Raw genomic sequence first — 16,243 nt, 5'->3', positions numbered from 1 at the left:
CGCCGGCTCAACCCTGGACCCTCGGCGGCATCGCGCTCGGCCCATGGCCGGATTCGCGATGCCTCCGCCTCTATCGAAATGCGTTTGCGCATTTCCGCTCGGAGCATCCCATGAACCCAGCGACTCTCGAATTTTCGATCGAGCGTTACGCGCTGTATCCGCCTGCACCGTCGGCGTCTGGCGACGCTGAACTGCTGCCCGAAGACTTCAATGAATGGGTCGATGCCAAAGGCGATCGGTTCCGCGACACCTTCAGTCGAATCTGCTTCTACCTCGCCGCACGTTACATGACCCCGACGGACGCGACCCACAATGAAACCGTCATCGTGGGCACCGAGTACGGCAACCTGGAAGCCATGCTGCGCTTTCAGCGCCAGGCCAGACTCGATCACAAGGCACTGTCGGCTCAGCAGTTTCCCTATGCCACGACCAGCTCGGCCTCGACCTTCATCAACATCAGCCAGCACATCGGCGGTGGCAATGCGACCCTGAATGCCGGGGTACTCACACCGGCGCTGGCCATGCTGCACGGCCTGCTTCACCTGCAAGATCACGATCAGGCAAAAAGTCATGTGTTTGTCGGGGACACCTACTGCCCCGAAGCACTCGATGACATCGCCCGGCAGGCCCCCTCTGCAATCCGGGTGTCTTCGGGAGTCAGCTACCTGGCCCTGAAGCAAGGCAATCAATTCAGCGCGGTTATCCGCTTTGAAAAGGACGTGCAACAGTCGCTCAAGACGTTACCCGGCGATGCGCGGCTGTTTCTCGACAGCGGCAGCCGGACGCTGCTGGCCGCTCAGTGTCCGCCGGACGACAACGCCGACGACACCACGGCGAATGAGTACAACCGGGCATTTGTATTCGCGGCCTTCCTGGAGGGCGTACAGGTCTTGAAGCCCGGCCAGCATGCCGCTCTGCTGCTGGCCCAGACGGACAACGCCGCCAGCATCGTGATTTCGCGCCATCATGAATAGCACCCGAGCCGAAATCTTTGACCCAGGCCTTGACGTGTTCAAGGTGCACTTCGAAAACGACCCGATCGTGCCGGGCCTGATGTTGTTGCTCAGAGAACTGCAGCAACCGACTCGGCCCGCGCCCTCCTCCACGGTTGTCGAACGGCTGCTGTTCAAATCGTTCGTGCGCCCGGGGCAAGCCGTCACTTACGTGAACGAGGGGCCGCACACGCAGATCAATGGCGACGCCGGCCTTTGCTGTTCGTTTTCGACGCTCGCCGGCGATCTCATCGAGACACCGGCGTTCATGGATGAGGTATGTCGATCGACACAACCCGTCAGCCCTGCGCGTGAACCGCTGTACTGGTTTCTGCCGGAGCAGATCGATCTGAATGACGAGGGCACCCATGCCCAGACTGTCATCGACCTGCAGCAGGTCATTGCACGGCACCCCTACCTGGCGCAAATGGCCGATCCGGCGTTGCTGGTCCTGACCGAAGCGCTGGGCAATCTCGCCCTGGTGCTGCAGCAGCGTCGTGCGGGTGGCGCGGCGGCCAGCTACGTGTTTGCCCGGTTTGATGCACTGCAGATCGATCTGAATCGCGAGGTTGCCGCCTCCCCCCTGAATCTGAAAACACGCGTTCGGCACTTTGGCTCGTTCCTCGCCTGGGATGCCTGTGCCTGGGATGAACAGGGCATGAGGCTGGTGATTCACAACGCTATTTCCGTCAAGAGGAAAACCCCTTGAACACAATCTACGTTTCCGGACTCGGAGCGGTGACCCCCATTGGTCTCGATGTCGAACAGTTCTGGACCGCGCTGATCGATCGCCGAGCCAATTTCAGCGCCCAGGCGGCGGTCTATCCAGGGATGAAGCCGAACTTCATGGCCGGCCGTATCGATGCGGCACAAAAAGCCCTGCTCAAACAGCGTGCGCCTGAGGTCACCGGACCGAACGTGCCCGACTCTTCGCTGTACGCGGTGGACGCGGCAATGCAGGCGATCGCGGACGCCGGCCTGGATGCCGGATCCGCTGCGCTGCGCCATGCGCTGGTGTGCGTCGGCAACAACGAGGCCGAAGCCGACATCCTCGACCGGCATCTGGAAGACGATGACGAAGGCTGGCACCAAAACACCTATTCCAGCCACGCGATTGCCCGCAATGTTGCGCGAGCCATCGGTTCGCAAGGCCCGGCGCTGTGCTTCCACAACACCTGTGCCTCAGCGAACGTGGCACTGGAGTTCGCGCTGCGCATGCTGCGCAGCGGTGCGGTCGACACCGCCGTGGTGGGCGGTGGAGATGCCTTTTCAAAGAAAGTCTGGTCAGGGTTCTACACCCTGAACGCACTGGGCGAACAGCAATGCAAACCTTTTTCCCGTGACCGGCGCTACATCACCATCAGCGAAGGCGGCGCTTTCGTGGTGCTGCAGCGAGCCAGCGACGTCGTGTCCACGCCCTATGCCCAACTGCTGGCAGTCGCGAGCAACAATGATGCGGCGCATCCGACCAACCCGGATCTGGCCGGCGTGTCCGCCTGCCACCAGAAGGTGCTGCAACAGGCTGGTCTGCAAGCCGGGGACATCAGCGCAATCTATGCCCATGGCACCGGAACCCGCGCCAACGACCTCACGGAAAGCACGATCTTCGCCAACACCTACCCCACGGCGGCCGTGACCGCGATCAAAGGCACGGTTGGCCACATGATGGCCACCGCAGGAGCGATCGGAGCGGTAGCGAGCTGCCTGTCCCTGCGGCATCAATTGTTACCGCCCACTCACATCGAGCCGGACAGCCTCGAATACGAGATCGATCTGGTCACCCAACCGGGTGGTCTGTCTCGCCCGCTACGGCATATCCAGAACAACTCCTTCGGGTTTGGCGGCAATAACGCCATCTCCATTTTCAAGGTCATCGAACCATGATCATTCTCGGAATCAGCGGATTACCCAACTCGCAGCGCGCCCATCGCGCCGCTCACCCTCAAGCGCTGGAAATCGACGAGCGCATCTGTCAGGGCCTGGACAGTGCCGCCTGCCTGATCATTGATGGGAAGGTCATTGCGGCAGCGGCCGAAGAACGTTTCACCGGTGATAAAGGCACAGGTGAACTGCCCCTTCACGCGATTGACTATTGCCTGCGTACGGCACACCTGCAACCGGGTGATGTTCAAGTGATCGCCCACGGATTCGACTATGACCGCTACCGGCGCTTTTTCACCCAGTCGGCGGAATCCTTCGATGAAGTCCTGAGTGCAAAATCCGTCATCAAGGCTTTGGAGCAAGCCGGCTGGGAGGATGTCGCACCGCGTTTCAAAGCCGTGGATCACCACATTGCCCACGCGGCTTCGGCCTATTTCACCAGCGGTTACGAACGTGCGCTGTGCATCGTCTCCGACGGTATGGGTGAAGTCGAATCATTGACGGTGTTCCAGGCACAAGGCCGCACGCTCAAGAAACTGCATGGTCAACCCATCAAGAATTCCCTTGGCCTGCTCTACTCCATCTGCACCCGATTCCTGGGGTTCGCCTTCAACAGCGACGAGTACAAAGTCATGGGGCTGGCAGCCTATGGCAACGGTACGGCGTACCTCGAAGCCTTCAATCAGCTTGCACAAATCGATGCGAAAACCGGCTCGATCAACATCCGCTGGCCTGCCCAGGCACTCAGCCGGGCGGAGGAAGGTTATCCCGCGGCGATGGAGTTTCTGGCGACGCTGTTCAACCTGGCACCTCGAGCCAGCGACGAGGCACTCGGTGACCGGCACGCCGATTTTGCCGCGGCCTTGCAGACCGTGTTCACCTCGCTTCTGGAGTCACTCGTTGCTTTCTGGCTCGAGCGCACCGGTGAAACATCGCTGTGCCTGGCAGGCGGTTCATTCCTCAATTGCAAGGCAAACGAACGGCTGTGCAACTTGCCATCGGTGGAGCGGGCCTTCGTGCAACCGGCGTCAGGTGATGATGGAACCGCACTGGGTGCCGCGCTCTATCTGGCGGCGCAACAGGGTGAGCCGCTGGACAGCGGGTTTTCCCCGTACCTGGGCCCTGAATACAGTGTCGAACACATACGCCGGCAACTCGACGAAGCCGCGGCGGATGGCGGCCTGAAATGGCGTTACGAAGGGCTGACGGATGAATACTTCGCCCGGGCTGCCCAGGACATCGCCGAGGACAAGATCATTGCCTGGTTTCACGGACGCATGGAATTCGGCCCGAGGGCGCTGGGCAATCGTTCCATTCTGGGACGGGCCAACGGGCATGAAATCAAGGCCAGGATCAATGGCCTGGTGAAGTTCAGAGAGCCCTTCCGCCCTTTCGCGCCGGCGGTTCTGGACATCGATTGCGATCAGTTGTTCGAGTCGAAAAAACTTCAGCCGACCCGCTACATGCTCTGCACCGCACGGGTCCGGGAAAACGCCATGGCCGCCGTCAGCGGTGTGGCTCATGCCGACGGCAGTGCGCGGATCCAGGTGGTCAGCCAGGACGTCAACGAGAACTTCTGGCGTCTGCTGACCCAGGTTCGCAAAGTGTGCGGCCATGGCTGCTCCATCAACACGTCGTTCAACGTCAAGGGCCAGCCTTTGATCATGTCGCCGGATGTCGCACTCGCGACGTTCCGTTCCATCGCCCTGGACACGCTTTACATGGAAGGATTCATCGTATGGAAACCCTGACTCACGTGGACCTGACCCGAGTGGTCGATGAAGTTCTGCACACGCTCGCCACTGCCAAGCAAGTCAGCCCGACATCGCCGCTGGACATGATCGTATTCGACTCCCTGGATCAGATGCGGCTGCTGGTCGCCATCGAAGACCGTCTGCAATTCGTCTTCGACGATGCCGCGTTGCAGCCATTTTGTCTGGACAGCCGCGAGGCGCTGGTCGACAGCGTGATCGCCATGATGAACCAAGCGGGATAATCGACATGTTCGCACTGCAGGATTTACAGGCTCGTCGCCTGCTCTCGGTCGTCGCTTCCGGCAATGGCCTGATCGGCTACCGTTTTTGCGACACCCTCCACCAGGCCTACGAGGCTCTGGACCGGGCACTGATCAACACCATGAGCCGCCATATCAGCGCCACGGCACACTCGTGCACGACGCTGATCGAGCGACAGGCGCTGGAGAAGATCGGTTTTTTCAACAAGCTGCCCTGCATCCCGATGACCGCCAGCCCGCATGCGTGCAGTGATCACTCTGAAAAGGATCACGAGGGCGACTGGGTATTGAGCCCCTCGACCTGCTATCACACATTCTCCCACCTGGCCGGCAGCACAGAGCGCTGGGACCTCAAGTGCTTCACGGCGCTGGGCCATTGCCACCGATACGAGCCCGTGCTCGACGAGCCGACACGCCTGGCCAGTTTCACCATGCGTGAATTCGTACTGTTGGGTCAGCAGTCGCAAGTCGAACACATGTGTCAGGTGCTGTTCGACAGTGGCGTGGAACTGATCAGACGCCTGGTGCCATCGACCTTCGTGGAGCGGGCCAGCGATGTCTTTTATGGCGAGTCGGCCCAGGTGACCCGCAAGGTTCAACTGGCGATGGGCGTCAAGCTCGAAGCAGTGATTCCCTGGCCGCAGCGCCAGGTCAGCGTCGGATCGCGCAACCTGCACCGCGACCTATTCACGCAGGCATTCAAAATCGGCCCGCAAGCCCCTGAGCCCGCCATGCACTCAGCCTGCGTAGCCTTCGGCATGGAACGCCTGCTGCTGTCTTTGCTTGCCCGGATCGGCGACCCCGACCGCCTGCTTGCTCACTTGCACGAGGTACTCGATGATCAGCCTGCCGGCCAACGGACAAAGGAGTTCGAGCATGCAGCGCTGGTTTGACGCCGCGGTGGCCAAACGTATCGCCGTCGTCTCGTTTCCGTTGATGGGGACAATGGTCGGCAACCTGCTGATGATGCTCGTCGACCGGTTATGCCTGGCGCATTACTCACCGGATACGCTGGCGGCCTCGGGGCCGGCGGTCTTTACCAGCATGGCGATCATCGCGTTCTTCTGCAGCACCGTCGGGGTTTCACGCTCGTTCGTTGCCCAGGCAAACGGTCGCTCGGGACTCGAAGAAGCCCGGGGTGAAGGGGCGCTGGGATTGTTCCTCGGACTGGCCTGCGGTGCGGTGCTGTTCATGGCCGCCCCGCTGATCGCGTTGATTCCGCAGTTGAGCTCGCGTCCCGCGCAAATCGTCAGCCTTGAGTCGCAGTACATGCTCTGGGCCGCGATTTTCGGTGGCGTGATGGCGATCAATACGGCGTTGTCATCCTTCTTCAACGGCGTGGGACGCACCCGTGAAACACTGATGGTCGGCATTGTCGGTCAGGTGGTCGACTCGATCTTTACCGTGGGCCTGGTGTTCGGAAAGTTCGGGCTGCCCGAAATGGGCATGGCCGGTGCGGCTATCGGGACCCTGATCGGTACGTTGTCCATGCTGGGCTGCTACGCGCTCATGCTGCCGCGCGAGGTCTGGCGCGAGCTGATGAATATCTTCATCGCCCGCAGTGAACACCTGTGGAGTCGCCTGGCTTTCCGGCTGCGCCGAGGCGTACCCAGCGGGTTGTCGGCGGGGGTGGATCAACTCGGCAACACGGCGTTCATCTGGATCGTTGCGGTACTGGGCGCCAGTGCGCTGGCGGCCAACAACGTCAACTTGACGATCAACTACCTGGGCATCATCCCGATCATCGGGCTGGGCATCGGCTGCAGCATCCTGTGCGCCACGGCGGCAGGAAAACAGCAATATGCCGAGCTGGCGACGATTGTGCGGGTGACCGTGGTCATTGAGTTGATCTACGTCCTGCTGGTCTCCACCGTCCAGGTGACGATGCCGCAAGTCTTGCTCAAGGCTTTTGGCGACCTGGGGCATAACCAGGAAATCATCGACCTGGCCATCGATACCCAGCGCGTCCTGTGGACGTTTTCCGGTGCCTTTGCTTTTTCGATGACCGGCGCCGCTGTTCTCGAAAGCATCGGGATGGCCCGGTTTTCCCTGATCGTGCGGCTGGTGCTGATGTGGTTCATGAGCATCCCGCTGATCTATTACGTCGCCATGGGCAATCGCGATGATCCCTCGTCGCTGGTGACCTGCTGGATCATCGGTTCGGTATTCGAACTCGCCATCGGGCTCATTTACTTCTGGCGGATCGCCAAAGCCGTACGAGGTGCCGAAAACCGCCTGCAGGTCAATCATCATCCCGCCACGGAGGGCGCCCTGTGAACCTGAATGAAGTCGTGCGCTTCGCCCCCCTGGCCATCAATTGCTTCACCGGAAGCCTGGCGCAGTTGTCCGGCCGCAGCGGTGCCGCGCTCCACGAGGCGCAATTGCTGGAGGCCGGTGACGGTTACCTCCTGCGCGCCGGCCTGGATGAATGGGGTATGCCGGAATACACGTTCGCCGTCGAGGACGTCGGTCTTCGCGCCTGCAAGGTGTTGGGTGCCCAGGTGACACGGGTGCCCATTGCTTCAGACTGGGTAGCGCAACTCCAGGCCCTGCTCGGCGAATACCCCGGAATCGTGGTGTGGGTCAATTCCGCGTATCTGGACTACGCCCCGGTCTACAGCAGTAAACCGGGTTATCTGCATGCGGTGCTGGTGATCGGCATGAACGACGCCGCCACCCATGTAAGGATCTTCGACTCACTGATCGTCGATCGCGAACCCCACGGCTGCGAAGCCTGGCTGCCGATCGAAGCGTTCGCGACGGCAATCACCGATCGGGTACGCACCGAAACCTACGACCACATGGGCCATTTTGTCGTGATGCAGCCTGCCGGGCGGCCCGTCGACTTCGATGTGCAAGCCAGTCTGTACCGTCAGGCCTGTTCATTTCTCACCAACGATACCTACCGCGGTGCCCTCCCGGCTTATCGAGCCCTGTGCATGTCGCGTTTTCGCGACGTGCCGGAAACCGGTGCAACGGCCGCACGCCGACTGTTCGATCACATTGTGGTGCTTTACGTGATTCCCGGGCTGACCTTGCTCGCGCAATCGCTGCAACGCGCGGACTGCCAGGGGTCGATGACGACCTTGACCCAGACGCTGATCAACCACTGGCGGGCGCTGTCGATGCTGGCACTCAAGTTCGAGGCAACCCACTCACCGTTGATCCTCGTGCGCCTGGAGGATCGTTTCGACGTGATCGAGTCCCTCACGCTGGAGCTGTGGCAAACGCTGCATGACTCGCTCCACAACACCTGAACGGAACAGGTGCGATTTCAACCGACCGGACCGGCGCGTCGAACGGCGCCGTCTCGCCCGATGACTTTGTATTCAGAGATGGAAAGATGATGCAGATTCTGGCCCTTGGCCGTGAAAGTGACCTTCAGGATTATGTTGCGTATTGCCGCGAACACGGCAGAGAAGTCGTCTGTTTCGTACCGCCCGCACTGCTGCAGAACGAAAAGAGCGCCTGGGAACAACAGTTGTCCGCCGCACTGGAGGCCGTCGGCGCCGGGCAACGGTTCGACCATGTCGTTTCATTCAACGACGGGTTTCAGGTTCAGGTGGATGTCCTCAAGCGCCTCTTCGGGCTGCCCGCGCGCGATCCGGACGCCATTTTCGCGCTGACGGACAAAGCGGCCTTCAAATCGGTCCCCGCGACCGCCGATTTCATTTCACGCTATCTGTGCCTGCCTCAGGATGTGAGCGCACAGCAGGCATGGCAGCAGGTCGAGGCGTCGCTGAATCTGCCGGTCGTGCTCAAACCCTCCAACGGCTTCTACAGCGCCGGGGTGATCCGGGTCGATGACCAGGCCGCGTTCAACAAGGCGCTGACGCTGACCCGTCGGGTCTGCTCATTGATGACCAGCCAGCGTGGCGGCTCGCAGATCCTGATTGAAGAGTACATCGACGGTGAAGAGTTCTCGGTGGATGGCTATGTGCTGGATGGCGAAATCACTCCCCTGCTGCTGCACCATAAATACCCACGTCTGGAAGGCCCGACATTCCACGAAAACGCCCAGATTTCCAGACCGTTCGACATGCAGGCGGGTGAGCCTTTCCTGGTTGCTCTGCGCCGGATCATTGCGGCCGTCGGGCTGGATCAGTCGCCCTTCCACGCCGAGTTTCGCATCACGCCCGACCAGCGGGTCTACATCCTGGAACTGGCCCCGAGAATTTCCGGTGGCGGCATCTCGTCCCGTTATCTGATGGACATCTGCCTCGGGCTGGATGTCTATGACGTCGACCTCAAACTGAATACGCCGCAACTGAGACTGGATCTGCCGCAGCGCCGCATCGGCCTGGAGTACGACTTCAGCGTCAAGAAAAGCGGCGTGCTGAAATCCATCGAAAAGACGGTCGCGCAATGCCGCGAAATGGGTGCCGGCACCATCATCCAGCACCGCAGCAACGGCGAGTTCGTCATGGCGCCTCCGGTGGCCCTGGAAACCGTGCTGACGGCCTTTTTCACCTGCGAATCCAAGGATCGCGCACTGCAGATTTTCGATTGGCTGGAAACCTGTGAAGTCGAGACACAAGCCTCATGAACCCGACCCTTCCCAACGATTGCTCATTGCCGCTGCTCGACACTCAGGTAGGTCTGTGGATCAGCGAACAGGTCAACCAGGCCGCCACCTCCCACAACATTCCGGTGCGTGTATCGATTGATGGCCCACTCGATATCCCCGCCTTGCAGCAAGCCATCGATTGGCTGGTACAGCGCCACGACAACCTGCGCGCGCGGTTTGTACTGGAGGGAGAAACTCCCCGCCAGATCATTTCCGGTACCCTCGACGCCACCCTCGAGCACGTGGTGATCGCCGACGGCGAGCACGATACCCTTGCGGCGCGCATCGATGCGTTGCTGAAAAGGCCGATGGATATCAGCCGTGGTCCGCTGTTGCGTTGTGTGCTGCTGCGAACCGGGCCCGAGCAGCATGTGTTGCTGTTCGTCATCCATCATCTGGTTTTCGATGGCAGCTCGATCGAGATTCTGTGGCGCGATCTATTGGCCCGTTACACGGCAATCACCGGCGGGACCGATACAGCGTCCCCTCTGCCGCTGTCCTACAGCGAGTACGTGAATCGCCAAAAGACCACCACCCCATCGGATTCGCTGGGTTACTGGCTCACGGAACTGGCGGATCGCCCTGCCCCCCAGCGTTTCCCTTGTGCCAGGCCTGCCAGCGGACAACTCACGCGCAAGGCCCGCGATGTAGTCAACACACTGACACCGACAACCACCGGGCAATTGCGGGCGTTGACCGGTCCCGGCACGTTCACGCCGTTCATGGTCCACATGGCCGTCTGCGCGCTGCTGCTTCATCGGCACACCGGCGCCGAAGACATGATCTTTGGCATGCCGCTGTCCACCCGTGACAACGCCGACCAGAAAGACCTGACCGGATTGTTCGTCAACGTGGTTCCGCTGCGGCTGCGCCTGACGCGCGGCCTGTCGTTTTCCGGGCTGTTGCAGCATGTTCGGGCGCGAGTGCTGCGCGCCATGATGCATCGCCATCTGGCGTTTCACGAACTGGTCGGCCACCTGCGTCTGGGCCAGGAAGCCGGCTCGGGCGGACTGTTCCGGATCTTTCTCAACCATGCCTCCGTACAACGGCTGCCCGTGCAGGTCGGCGATTGCACGTTCGAGCTGCTACCCAGCACCAACATCACCGCCGCCTTCGAAATGAACCTGGCAATCGTCGAGACCGACAGTGGCTTTGACACCGTGTTCGAGTTCGACGACATGCTCTTCACCCCTTCCGATGTCGCGGCACTCGCCGAAGACTACCAACGGATTCTGTCCGCCTCCCTGAGTGATCCGGGCGCCGCCGTCAGTGACTTGCTCGCGCCTGTGAAGCTCGCGTGCGCCGGGGATGACATGCCACTTGCCCCTGGCCTGCCTGTACATCGCTGGTTTGAAGCACAGGTGCGCCGTGCTCCGGACGCTGTCGCACTGGTTTTCCAGGACACCCGTTTGAGCTACCGGGCACTCAATGTCCAGGCCAATCAGTTGGCCGGGCGATTGCGTGCTGCCGGTGTCAGCCGCAACGCACTGGTGGGCATCTGCATTGAGCGCAGCCCACAAATGGTCGTCGCCATTCTGGCGGTGCTCAAGGCCGGGGGTGCCTATCTGCCCATCGACCCGGACAATCCGGATGAGCGAATCCATTTCATCCTGCAAGACACAGCTGTTCGAACGGTACTGACCTCCCGTCATTTGCAGGATCGCTTCGAGGGTCAATCGGTGGAGTCGATCGCCGTGGAGGAGCCCGAACAATTCGCCGCGTTCGACTCGACGGACCCGCAGTGGCCTGTGGCGATGGACGATCTGGCGTATTGCATCTACACCTCGGGTTCCACAGGACGTCCCAAAGGCGCACTCAACTATCACCGGGGGTTTGCCAACCTGGTGCAATGGTATGTCCGCGACGGTTTGCAGATGTCTGCCGACGACAGGGTGATGCTCGCCAGTTCGATCGGTTTCGACCTCACCCAGAAGAACATTCTGGGTCCTTTGTGCGCCGGTGCATGCCTCATGATTCCAGCCCATTCGCCTGCCAATGCCGGCGGTTTCCTGAAGGCCCTCACGGCCTATCGCCCGACCTGGCTCAACTGCGCGCCGTCCGCGTTCCGGGCTTTTGCCGCCTCGCCCCGAACCGCCAGCCTGCGCACGCTGGTACTGGGTGGCGAACCGGTCGACCGCTCGCTGATCGAGCAATTGCGAGGCAGGCCGCTGACCCTGGTCAACTCTTACGGGCCGACCGAGTGTTCGGACGTTGCGACCTGGTGCAGGCAAGACCTGCAATCGACCGCAGTCGCTGCAGAAATGCCATTGGGCCAGGCCATTCCTGGCGTTCAGGTGTATGTGCTGGACGAACAACTGCATCTCGCCCCGGATGGCGTGGCCGGCGAAATCCATATCGCCGGGATCGGCGTCGGACAGGGTTACCTCAAACGTCCGGAGCTGACTGAGCAAAAGTTCATCGCGAATCCCTTCGGCCCTGTCGGCAGCCGGATGTACAAGACCGGCGACCTGGGACGCCGCCGTGCGGACGGCACACTTGAGTTCATCGGCCGTATCGATTTCCAGGTGAAGATTCGCGGGCACCGCATCGAACTGGGGGAAATCGAGAATCAACTGCTGGCCTGCGACGGGATCCGCGAAGCGGTGGTCATCGCGCTGGACGTTTCCCCAGGCGAAAAACGGCTGGTGGCGTACCTCGTTTGCACCGACCAACACACGCTCGACCCCGAACGACTGAGCCGCACCCTGCGTCACGGCTTGCCCGACTACATGGTGCCCGACACCTGGATAGCGCTGCAGCGCCTGCCGCTGAACCTCAATGGCAAGGTCGACCGCAAGGCATTGCCGCCTCCGGACTGGCTGCAACGTGAAGAACCCGCCACGGCCCCCACCGAAACGTCGATCACCCACCCGCCAGCGCCTCAGCGCTCATGGACCCTGGAACTGCCTCGAACCGGAGTTTCGCCTTCCTCCCGGCCACGCCAGCGTGGCGTAGCCGCCTGGCGTATCGAGCCCTCAACGCTGGAGCCCATCGAACGCCTGGCTGCACACCATGGCACGACACTCGATATTGCGTTGATCGCGGCATTCAACACTTTGTTGTATCGCTACAGCCAGCAGGACGAGATCTGCCTCGGTTACACCCCGATGCGTCGCCCCCCCGGCGAAGCGGAAGGCGGGGTCGGCAGCCTCGCCGATACACGGCTCCTGCGTACCCGCCTTCGCCGCGGACTCAGCCTTACGGCGGTGGTGTCTCTGACACGTGAAGCCCATGCACAGGCCGAGCAGAATCCCGATGCGGATTTTGCAGGTGTGCTGGCAGAACTGGCCCGACAAGGTGATCACCCGACCGTTGAACACCTGCCCGTCATGTTCGAACGAGGAGAATCCGATTCGCCCCGGCCTCAGAGCCTCGGCTGTGACCTGAAGCTGCTGGCATATTCAGCTCAGACAGCGCTCGAAGGCCGTCTGGAATACGACGCCAATCAATTCGACGCCGAGACGATGGCGCACCTGACGCGGCACTTCGAGGCCATCCTTAAAGCCCTCGCACACACTCCCGAGGCGCCGATCGACACGTTGCCTCTGGCCCCGATGGACTGCCCTTCGCTATCGCTGACCCGAAATGCCACAGTACTCAGTGCCGCACAGCAATTGCCGGTGTTCCAGCGTTTTGAAGAACAGGTCCAACGAACCCCTGAGGCCACTGCGCTGATTTTTGAAGGGCAGGCATGGAGCTACGCGACCCTCAACCGTCAGGCCAACCAGTTGGCCTGGCACTTGCGCGCGCAAGGGGTGGGAGCGGAAACCGTCGTGGCGCTACTGGTTGAACGCGGCCCCCGGTTGATCAGCAGTCTGCTGGCCATTCTCAAGGCCGGAGGGGCTTATCTGCCGCTGGACTCGATGTATCCCGCGCAGCGGATCGCAACCATGCTGGATGACGCCGAAGTCGGGTTGATTCTCACCTGTGGCAGTCTGCGCGGACACTTGCCTGACAGTGCGCTGCCGACGATCTGCCTGGACCGGGATCGGGAGGCCCTTCTCGGGCAGCTGTCGACCGATCCACAGATCGAGGTCGGTCAGCAACAGCTGGCTTACTGCCTGTTCACCTCAGGTTCGACGGGGCGTCCAAAAGGCGTGCAGATCGAACACCGGGCCCTGAGCAATCTGCTTGCGGCCATGCAGGCCGCACCGGGGCTGAAGGCTTCGGACGTCTGGCTGAGCGTGACCTCGGCCGCCTTCGATATCTTTGCCGTTGAGGTCTATCTCCCGCTGATCAGCGGAGCCCGGATCCTGCTCGCCAGCAAGCAAGACACTTCTGATCCGATGGCCCTGGCGCGACTGGCCAACGAATACGGCGCAACAGTCCTGCAGGCGACACCTGCCACGTGGCGCATGTTGATCGACAGCCAGGTCGAGCTGACTCTGGACACCGCCATGAGTGGCGGTGAAGCCATGGACGATGCGCTGGCTGACGGCATGCGTACCTTCGCCCGCCGTGTCTGGAACCTCTATGGCCCCACCGAAACCACCATCTACTCCAGTCGCGCGCACATCGTTGCCGGCCAGTCCCCCACCCTCGGCGGCCCCGTGGAAAATACTCGCCTGTATGTGCTGGACTGCTATCTGAATCCGGTTCCAGTGGGCTGCACAGGGGAAATCCACATCGCTGGCGATGGCCTGGCGCGGGGCTACATCAATCGTCCTGACCTCACTGCAGAACGGTTCCTGCCCGACCCGTTCGGCCCGCCGGACAGTCGCATGTACCGCACGGGAGATCTGGCGCGCCAATTGCCCGATGGCCGCCTGATCTACCTCGACCGTATCGATTTCCAAGTGAAAATCCGTGGGTTGCGGATCGAACTGGGCGAGATCGAGGCCGCCTTGAGACGTTGTCCTTGCGTAAGGCAGGCGATCGTCACCGCGCACGGGGACGATCCCGCCACCCGTAAACTGGTTGCCTACGTCGTCCCGCGCCCTGGACAGACGCTGCAGCGTGATGCCCTGAAACTGCAGTTGCAACGCGTCATGCCGGACTACATGGTGCCGAGCGCCTGGGTGTTTCTGGAGCAATTACCACTGAACGTCAGCGGCAAGATCGATCGCAGCCGCCTGCCCCCACCCACCTCGGGCGAGACGGTCAGCGTCGCCACCCAAACCGCCACCCAACAACGACTGGCCGCCATCTGGGCCCAGGTCCTGCAGGTCGAACAGGTGTCTGTGCGCGACAACTTTTTCGCACTGGGCGGGAATTCGATGTTGGCGATTCGTTGTCTGGTGCGTATCAACCGCGAATTCGACCGCCAACTGTCCTTGCGCACGTTCTTCGATCACCAGACCGTCGAGGCGCTGAGCCGCTTCCTGGATCAGCAGAGCACCGTGAGCGATTCCCGTGAGGTCAAAATCACACGCTGGTTCGAGCAACCGGGCTTGCCCGACGTCTATGGGTTCTCGGGCTGCGGGATGCATGGCATTGCCTATTTCCAGTTGGCCAGAGCACTGGCGTCAACGTGCAACTTCCATGCGTTGGAGCCCTTCGAGACCTACCGCGACGGCGAGCACCTGCTCGGCGTCCAGGAACTCGCCATTCGTTACGCGAACGCGATCCTCAACCGTGGGAGCGAGGAACCGATCACGCTGTTGGGACACTCCTTCGGGGGCACGATCGCTTTTGAGACGGCACGCTTGCTGGAACAGCAATCAAAAACCGTACGGCTGATCCTGCTGGATGCCACATTGATCGATCCGCGAGTACTGGAAGAGCAGGCAGGACTGCGCGCACAACCGGATACGCTTCCTGAATGGCTGGAATCCACCGAGGAAGATCCGGGCAGCCACGCATTGCAACATCAGTTGCGGACCGCCGCTCAAGAGCTCTACAGGCAGCATTGCCAGATTTTCGCCGGCTATGTACCCGACGGCAGGTTCAGTGGAAGGGTTGCCGTCTTTCTGGCGCAAGACGCCAGCCTGCGGCAAAAACTGCAAGCGGGATTTGTCCGTGTCTGCCAGCAACTCCTGCTCCAGGTACCCGAGTTGCAGGATGTCCCCGGCGACCACATGTCCATGCTCACGACCCCGCAAGTCGAAACGCTCGGTGCGTTGATAAAGGAGGAACTGCAACCATCGCCGGTTACACGGCCGGTTGAGTTGGACCGGGCATGACGGGCTTTACGACCTTGCTCGGGGAAGATTGCTGCATCGTCGAGGCCCGCGACCGCGCTATGTGGTCTGCGGGCCTGCTCGAAGCGGAACGCGGATTGACGGTCGGGATGAACCGGCAGCGCCTTCGCGAATACACTGCCGGGCGCAACTGCGCCCGCGCAGCGCTCATACACCTCGGATTCCCGGGCCTGCCAATCGGCAAGGGTTCCGGGGGCGAACCACTGTTCCCGCCCGGTGTCTGCGGAAGCATCTCGCACACCGACAACTACTGCGCGGCGGCCCTCGCCCTCAAGCGACACATCGCAGCCCTGGGCATTGATGCCCAGAGCAACCGACCGTTGGAGGCGCCGTTATATCGACGGGTGCTGGGCCGTTCTCCGACAAAAGACTTCGCGACACAGGGTTTCTGCGAAGGCACATTGCAGTTCAGCATCAAGGAGGCGTTCTACAAAGCCATCTTCTCCTTCTGCCAACGCCACGTGCGTGCCGGTGACCTGATCGTGGAACTGTTGGCCGAGCCAGGACACTGCGCAATCCACAGCCTGGCGCCCGATCTGGAATCCTGCCTCGCCCCCTTCACGGTGGATGTCCGATACGCGTTTGATGAACAGCGCCTCTACAGCGCCGTCGCCTTGCGCGAGCGCTGAAACAAGACCGCAAGGTTCCG

11 protein-coding genes are annotated in these 16,243 nt (G+C 61.4%); all 11 read left to right on the top strand.

Features of this window, described 5'->3' with window-relative positions; all coding sequences use genetic code 11:
- Window positions 1-110: 110 nt before the first annotated feature.
- Window positions 111-974, top strand: coding sequence for a hypothetical protein (locus tag IF199_RS12365; protein ID WP_192560553.1), 864 nt, complete (start codon window positions 111-113; stop codon window positions 972-974).
- A 34-nt stretch (window positions 975-1,008) separates the two neighbouring features.
- Entirely contained in the window at window positions 1,009-1,701 is a 693-nt protein-coding gene (locus IF199_RS12360; RefSeq protein WP_146013101.1) for a hypothetical protein, read from the top strand.
- The gene (locus IF199_RS12355) at window positions 1,698-2,876 is read left to right on the top strand and encodes a beta-ketoacyl synthase N-terminal-like domain-containing protein (protein ID WP_192560552.1); all 1,179 of its coding nucleotides are present in this window, start codon (window positions 1,698-1,700) and stop codon (window positions 2,874-2,876) included. The genes IF199_RS12360 and IF199_RS12355 overlap by 4 nt, the downstream gene beginning before the upstream one ends.
- Window positions 2,873-4,624 carry a carbamoyltransferase family protein gene (locus IF199_RS12350; protein WP_192560551.1) on the top strand — a complete coding sequence of 584 codons (1,752 nt, stop codon included), beginning with the start codon at window positions 2,873-2,875 and terminating at the stop codon, window positions 4,622-4,624. The genes IF199_RS12355 and IF199_RS12350 overlap by 4 nt, the downstream gene beginning before the upstream one ends.
- Window positions 4,612-4,869, top strand: coding sequence for a phosphopantetheine-binding protein (locus tag IF199_RS12345; RefSeq protein ID WP_096820639.1), 258 nt, complete (start codon window positions 4,612-4,614; stop codon window positions 4,867-4,869). The genes IF199_RS12350 and IF199_RS12345 overlap by 13 nt, the downstream gene beginning before the upstream one ends.
- A gap of 5 nt (window positions 4,870-4,874) precedes the next feature.
- The gene (locus IF199_RS12340) at window positions 4,875-5,780 is read left to right on the top strand and encodes a class-II aminoacyl-tRNA synthetase family protein (RefSeq protein ID WP_176504847.1); all 906 of its coding nucleotides are present in this window, start codon (window positions 4,875-4,877) and stop codon (window positions 5,778-5,780) included.
- Entirely contained in the window at window positions 5,764-7,164 is a 1,401-nt protein-coding gene (locus IF199_RS12335) for an MATE family efflux transporter (RefSeq protein ID WP_192560550.1), read from the top strand. Before IF199_RS12340 ends, IF199_RS12335 begins: the two co-directional genes overlap by 17 nt.
- Window positions 7,161-8,144, top strand: coding sequence for a cysteine peptidase family C39 domain-containing protein (locus IF199_RS12330; protein WP_192560549.1), 984 nt, complete (start codon window positions 7,161-7,163; stop codon window positions 8,142-8,144). Before IF199_RS12335 ends, IF199_RS12330 begins: the two co-directional genes overlap by 4 nt.
- An 86-nt stretch (window positions 8,145-8,230) precedes the next feature.
- Window positions 8,231-9,433: an ATP-grasp domain-containing protein gene (locus IF199_RS12325; RefSeq protein WP_192560548.1), complete on the top strand. Its 1,203-nt coding sequence runs from the start codon at window positions 8,231-8,233 to the stop codon at window positions 9,431-9,433.
- Window positions 9,430-15,576, top strand: a complete 6,147-nt coding sequence (locus IF199_RS12320; RefSeq protein WP_192560547.1) for a non-ribosomal peptide synthetase — start codon at window positions 9,430-9,432, stop codon at window positions 15,574-15,576. The genes IF199_RS12325 and IF199_RS12320 overlap by 4 nt, the downstream gene beginning before the upstream one ends.
- Window positions 15,573-16,223 carry a 4'-phosphopantetheinyl transferase family protein gene (locus IF199_RS12315; RefSeq protein WP_192560546.1) on the top strand — a complete coding sequence of 217 codons (651 nt, stop codon included), beginning with the start codon at window positions 15,573-15,575 and terminating at the stop codon, window positions 16,221-16,223. The genes IF199_RS12320 and IF199_RS12315 overlap by 4 nt, the downstream gene beginning before the upstream one ends.
- Window positions 16,224-16,243 lie beyond the last annotated feature (20 nt).

This window comes from Pseudomonas allokribbensis (assembly GCF_014863605.1).
GTDB lineage: Bacteria > Pseudomonadota > Gammaproteobacteria > Pseudomonadales > Pseudomonadaceae > Aquipseudomonas > Aquipseudomonas allokribbensis.
The sequence above is the reverse complement of the archived record's forward strand: the minus strand, read 5'-3'. Positions and strand labels throughout refer to the sequence as shown.

What these genes read in the sequence shown, in the direction of transcription:
- IF199_RS12365 (WP_192560553.1), top strand. Translation starts at nt 111, where the DNA reads ATGAACCCAGCGACTCTCGAATTTTCGATCGAGCGTTACGCGCTGTAT.
- IF199_RS12350 (WP_192560551.1), top strand. Translation starts at nt 2,873, where the DNA reads ATGATCATTCTCGGAATCAGCGGATTACCCAACTCGCAGCGCGCCCAT.
- IF199_RS12335 (WP_192560550.1), top strand. Translation starts at nt 5,764, where the DNA reads ATGCAGCGCTGGTTTGACGCCGCGGTGGCCAAACGTATCGCCGTCGTC.
- IF199_RS12315 (WP_192560546.1), top strand. Translation starts at nt 15,573, where the DNA reads ATGACGGGCTTTACGACCTTGCTCGGGGAAGATTGCTGCATCGTCGAG.
- IF199_RS12325 (WP_192560548.1), top strand. Translation starts at nt 8,231, where the DNA reads ATGATGCAGATTCTGGCCCTTGGCCGTGAAAGTGACCTTCAGGATTAT.
- IF199_RS12340 (WP_176504847.1), top strand. Translation starts at nt 4,875, where the DNA reads ATGTTCGCACTGCAGGATTTACAGGCTCGTCGCCTGCTCTCGGTCGTC.
- IF199_RS12345 (WP_096820639.1), top strand. Translation starts at nt 4,612, where the DNA reads ATGGAAACCCTGACTCACGTGGACCTGACCCGAGTGGTCGATGAAGTT.
- IF199_RS12320 (WP_192560547.1), top strand. Translation starts at nt 9,430, where the DNA reads ATGAACCCGACCCTTCCCAACGATTGCTCATTGCCGCTGCTCGACACT.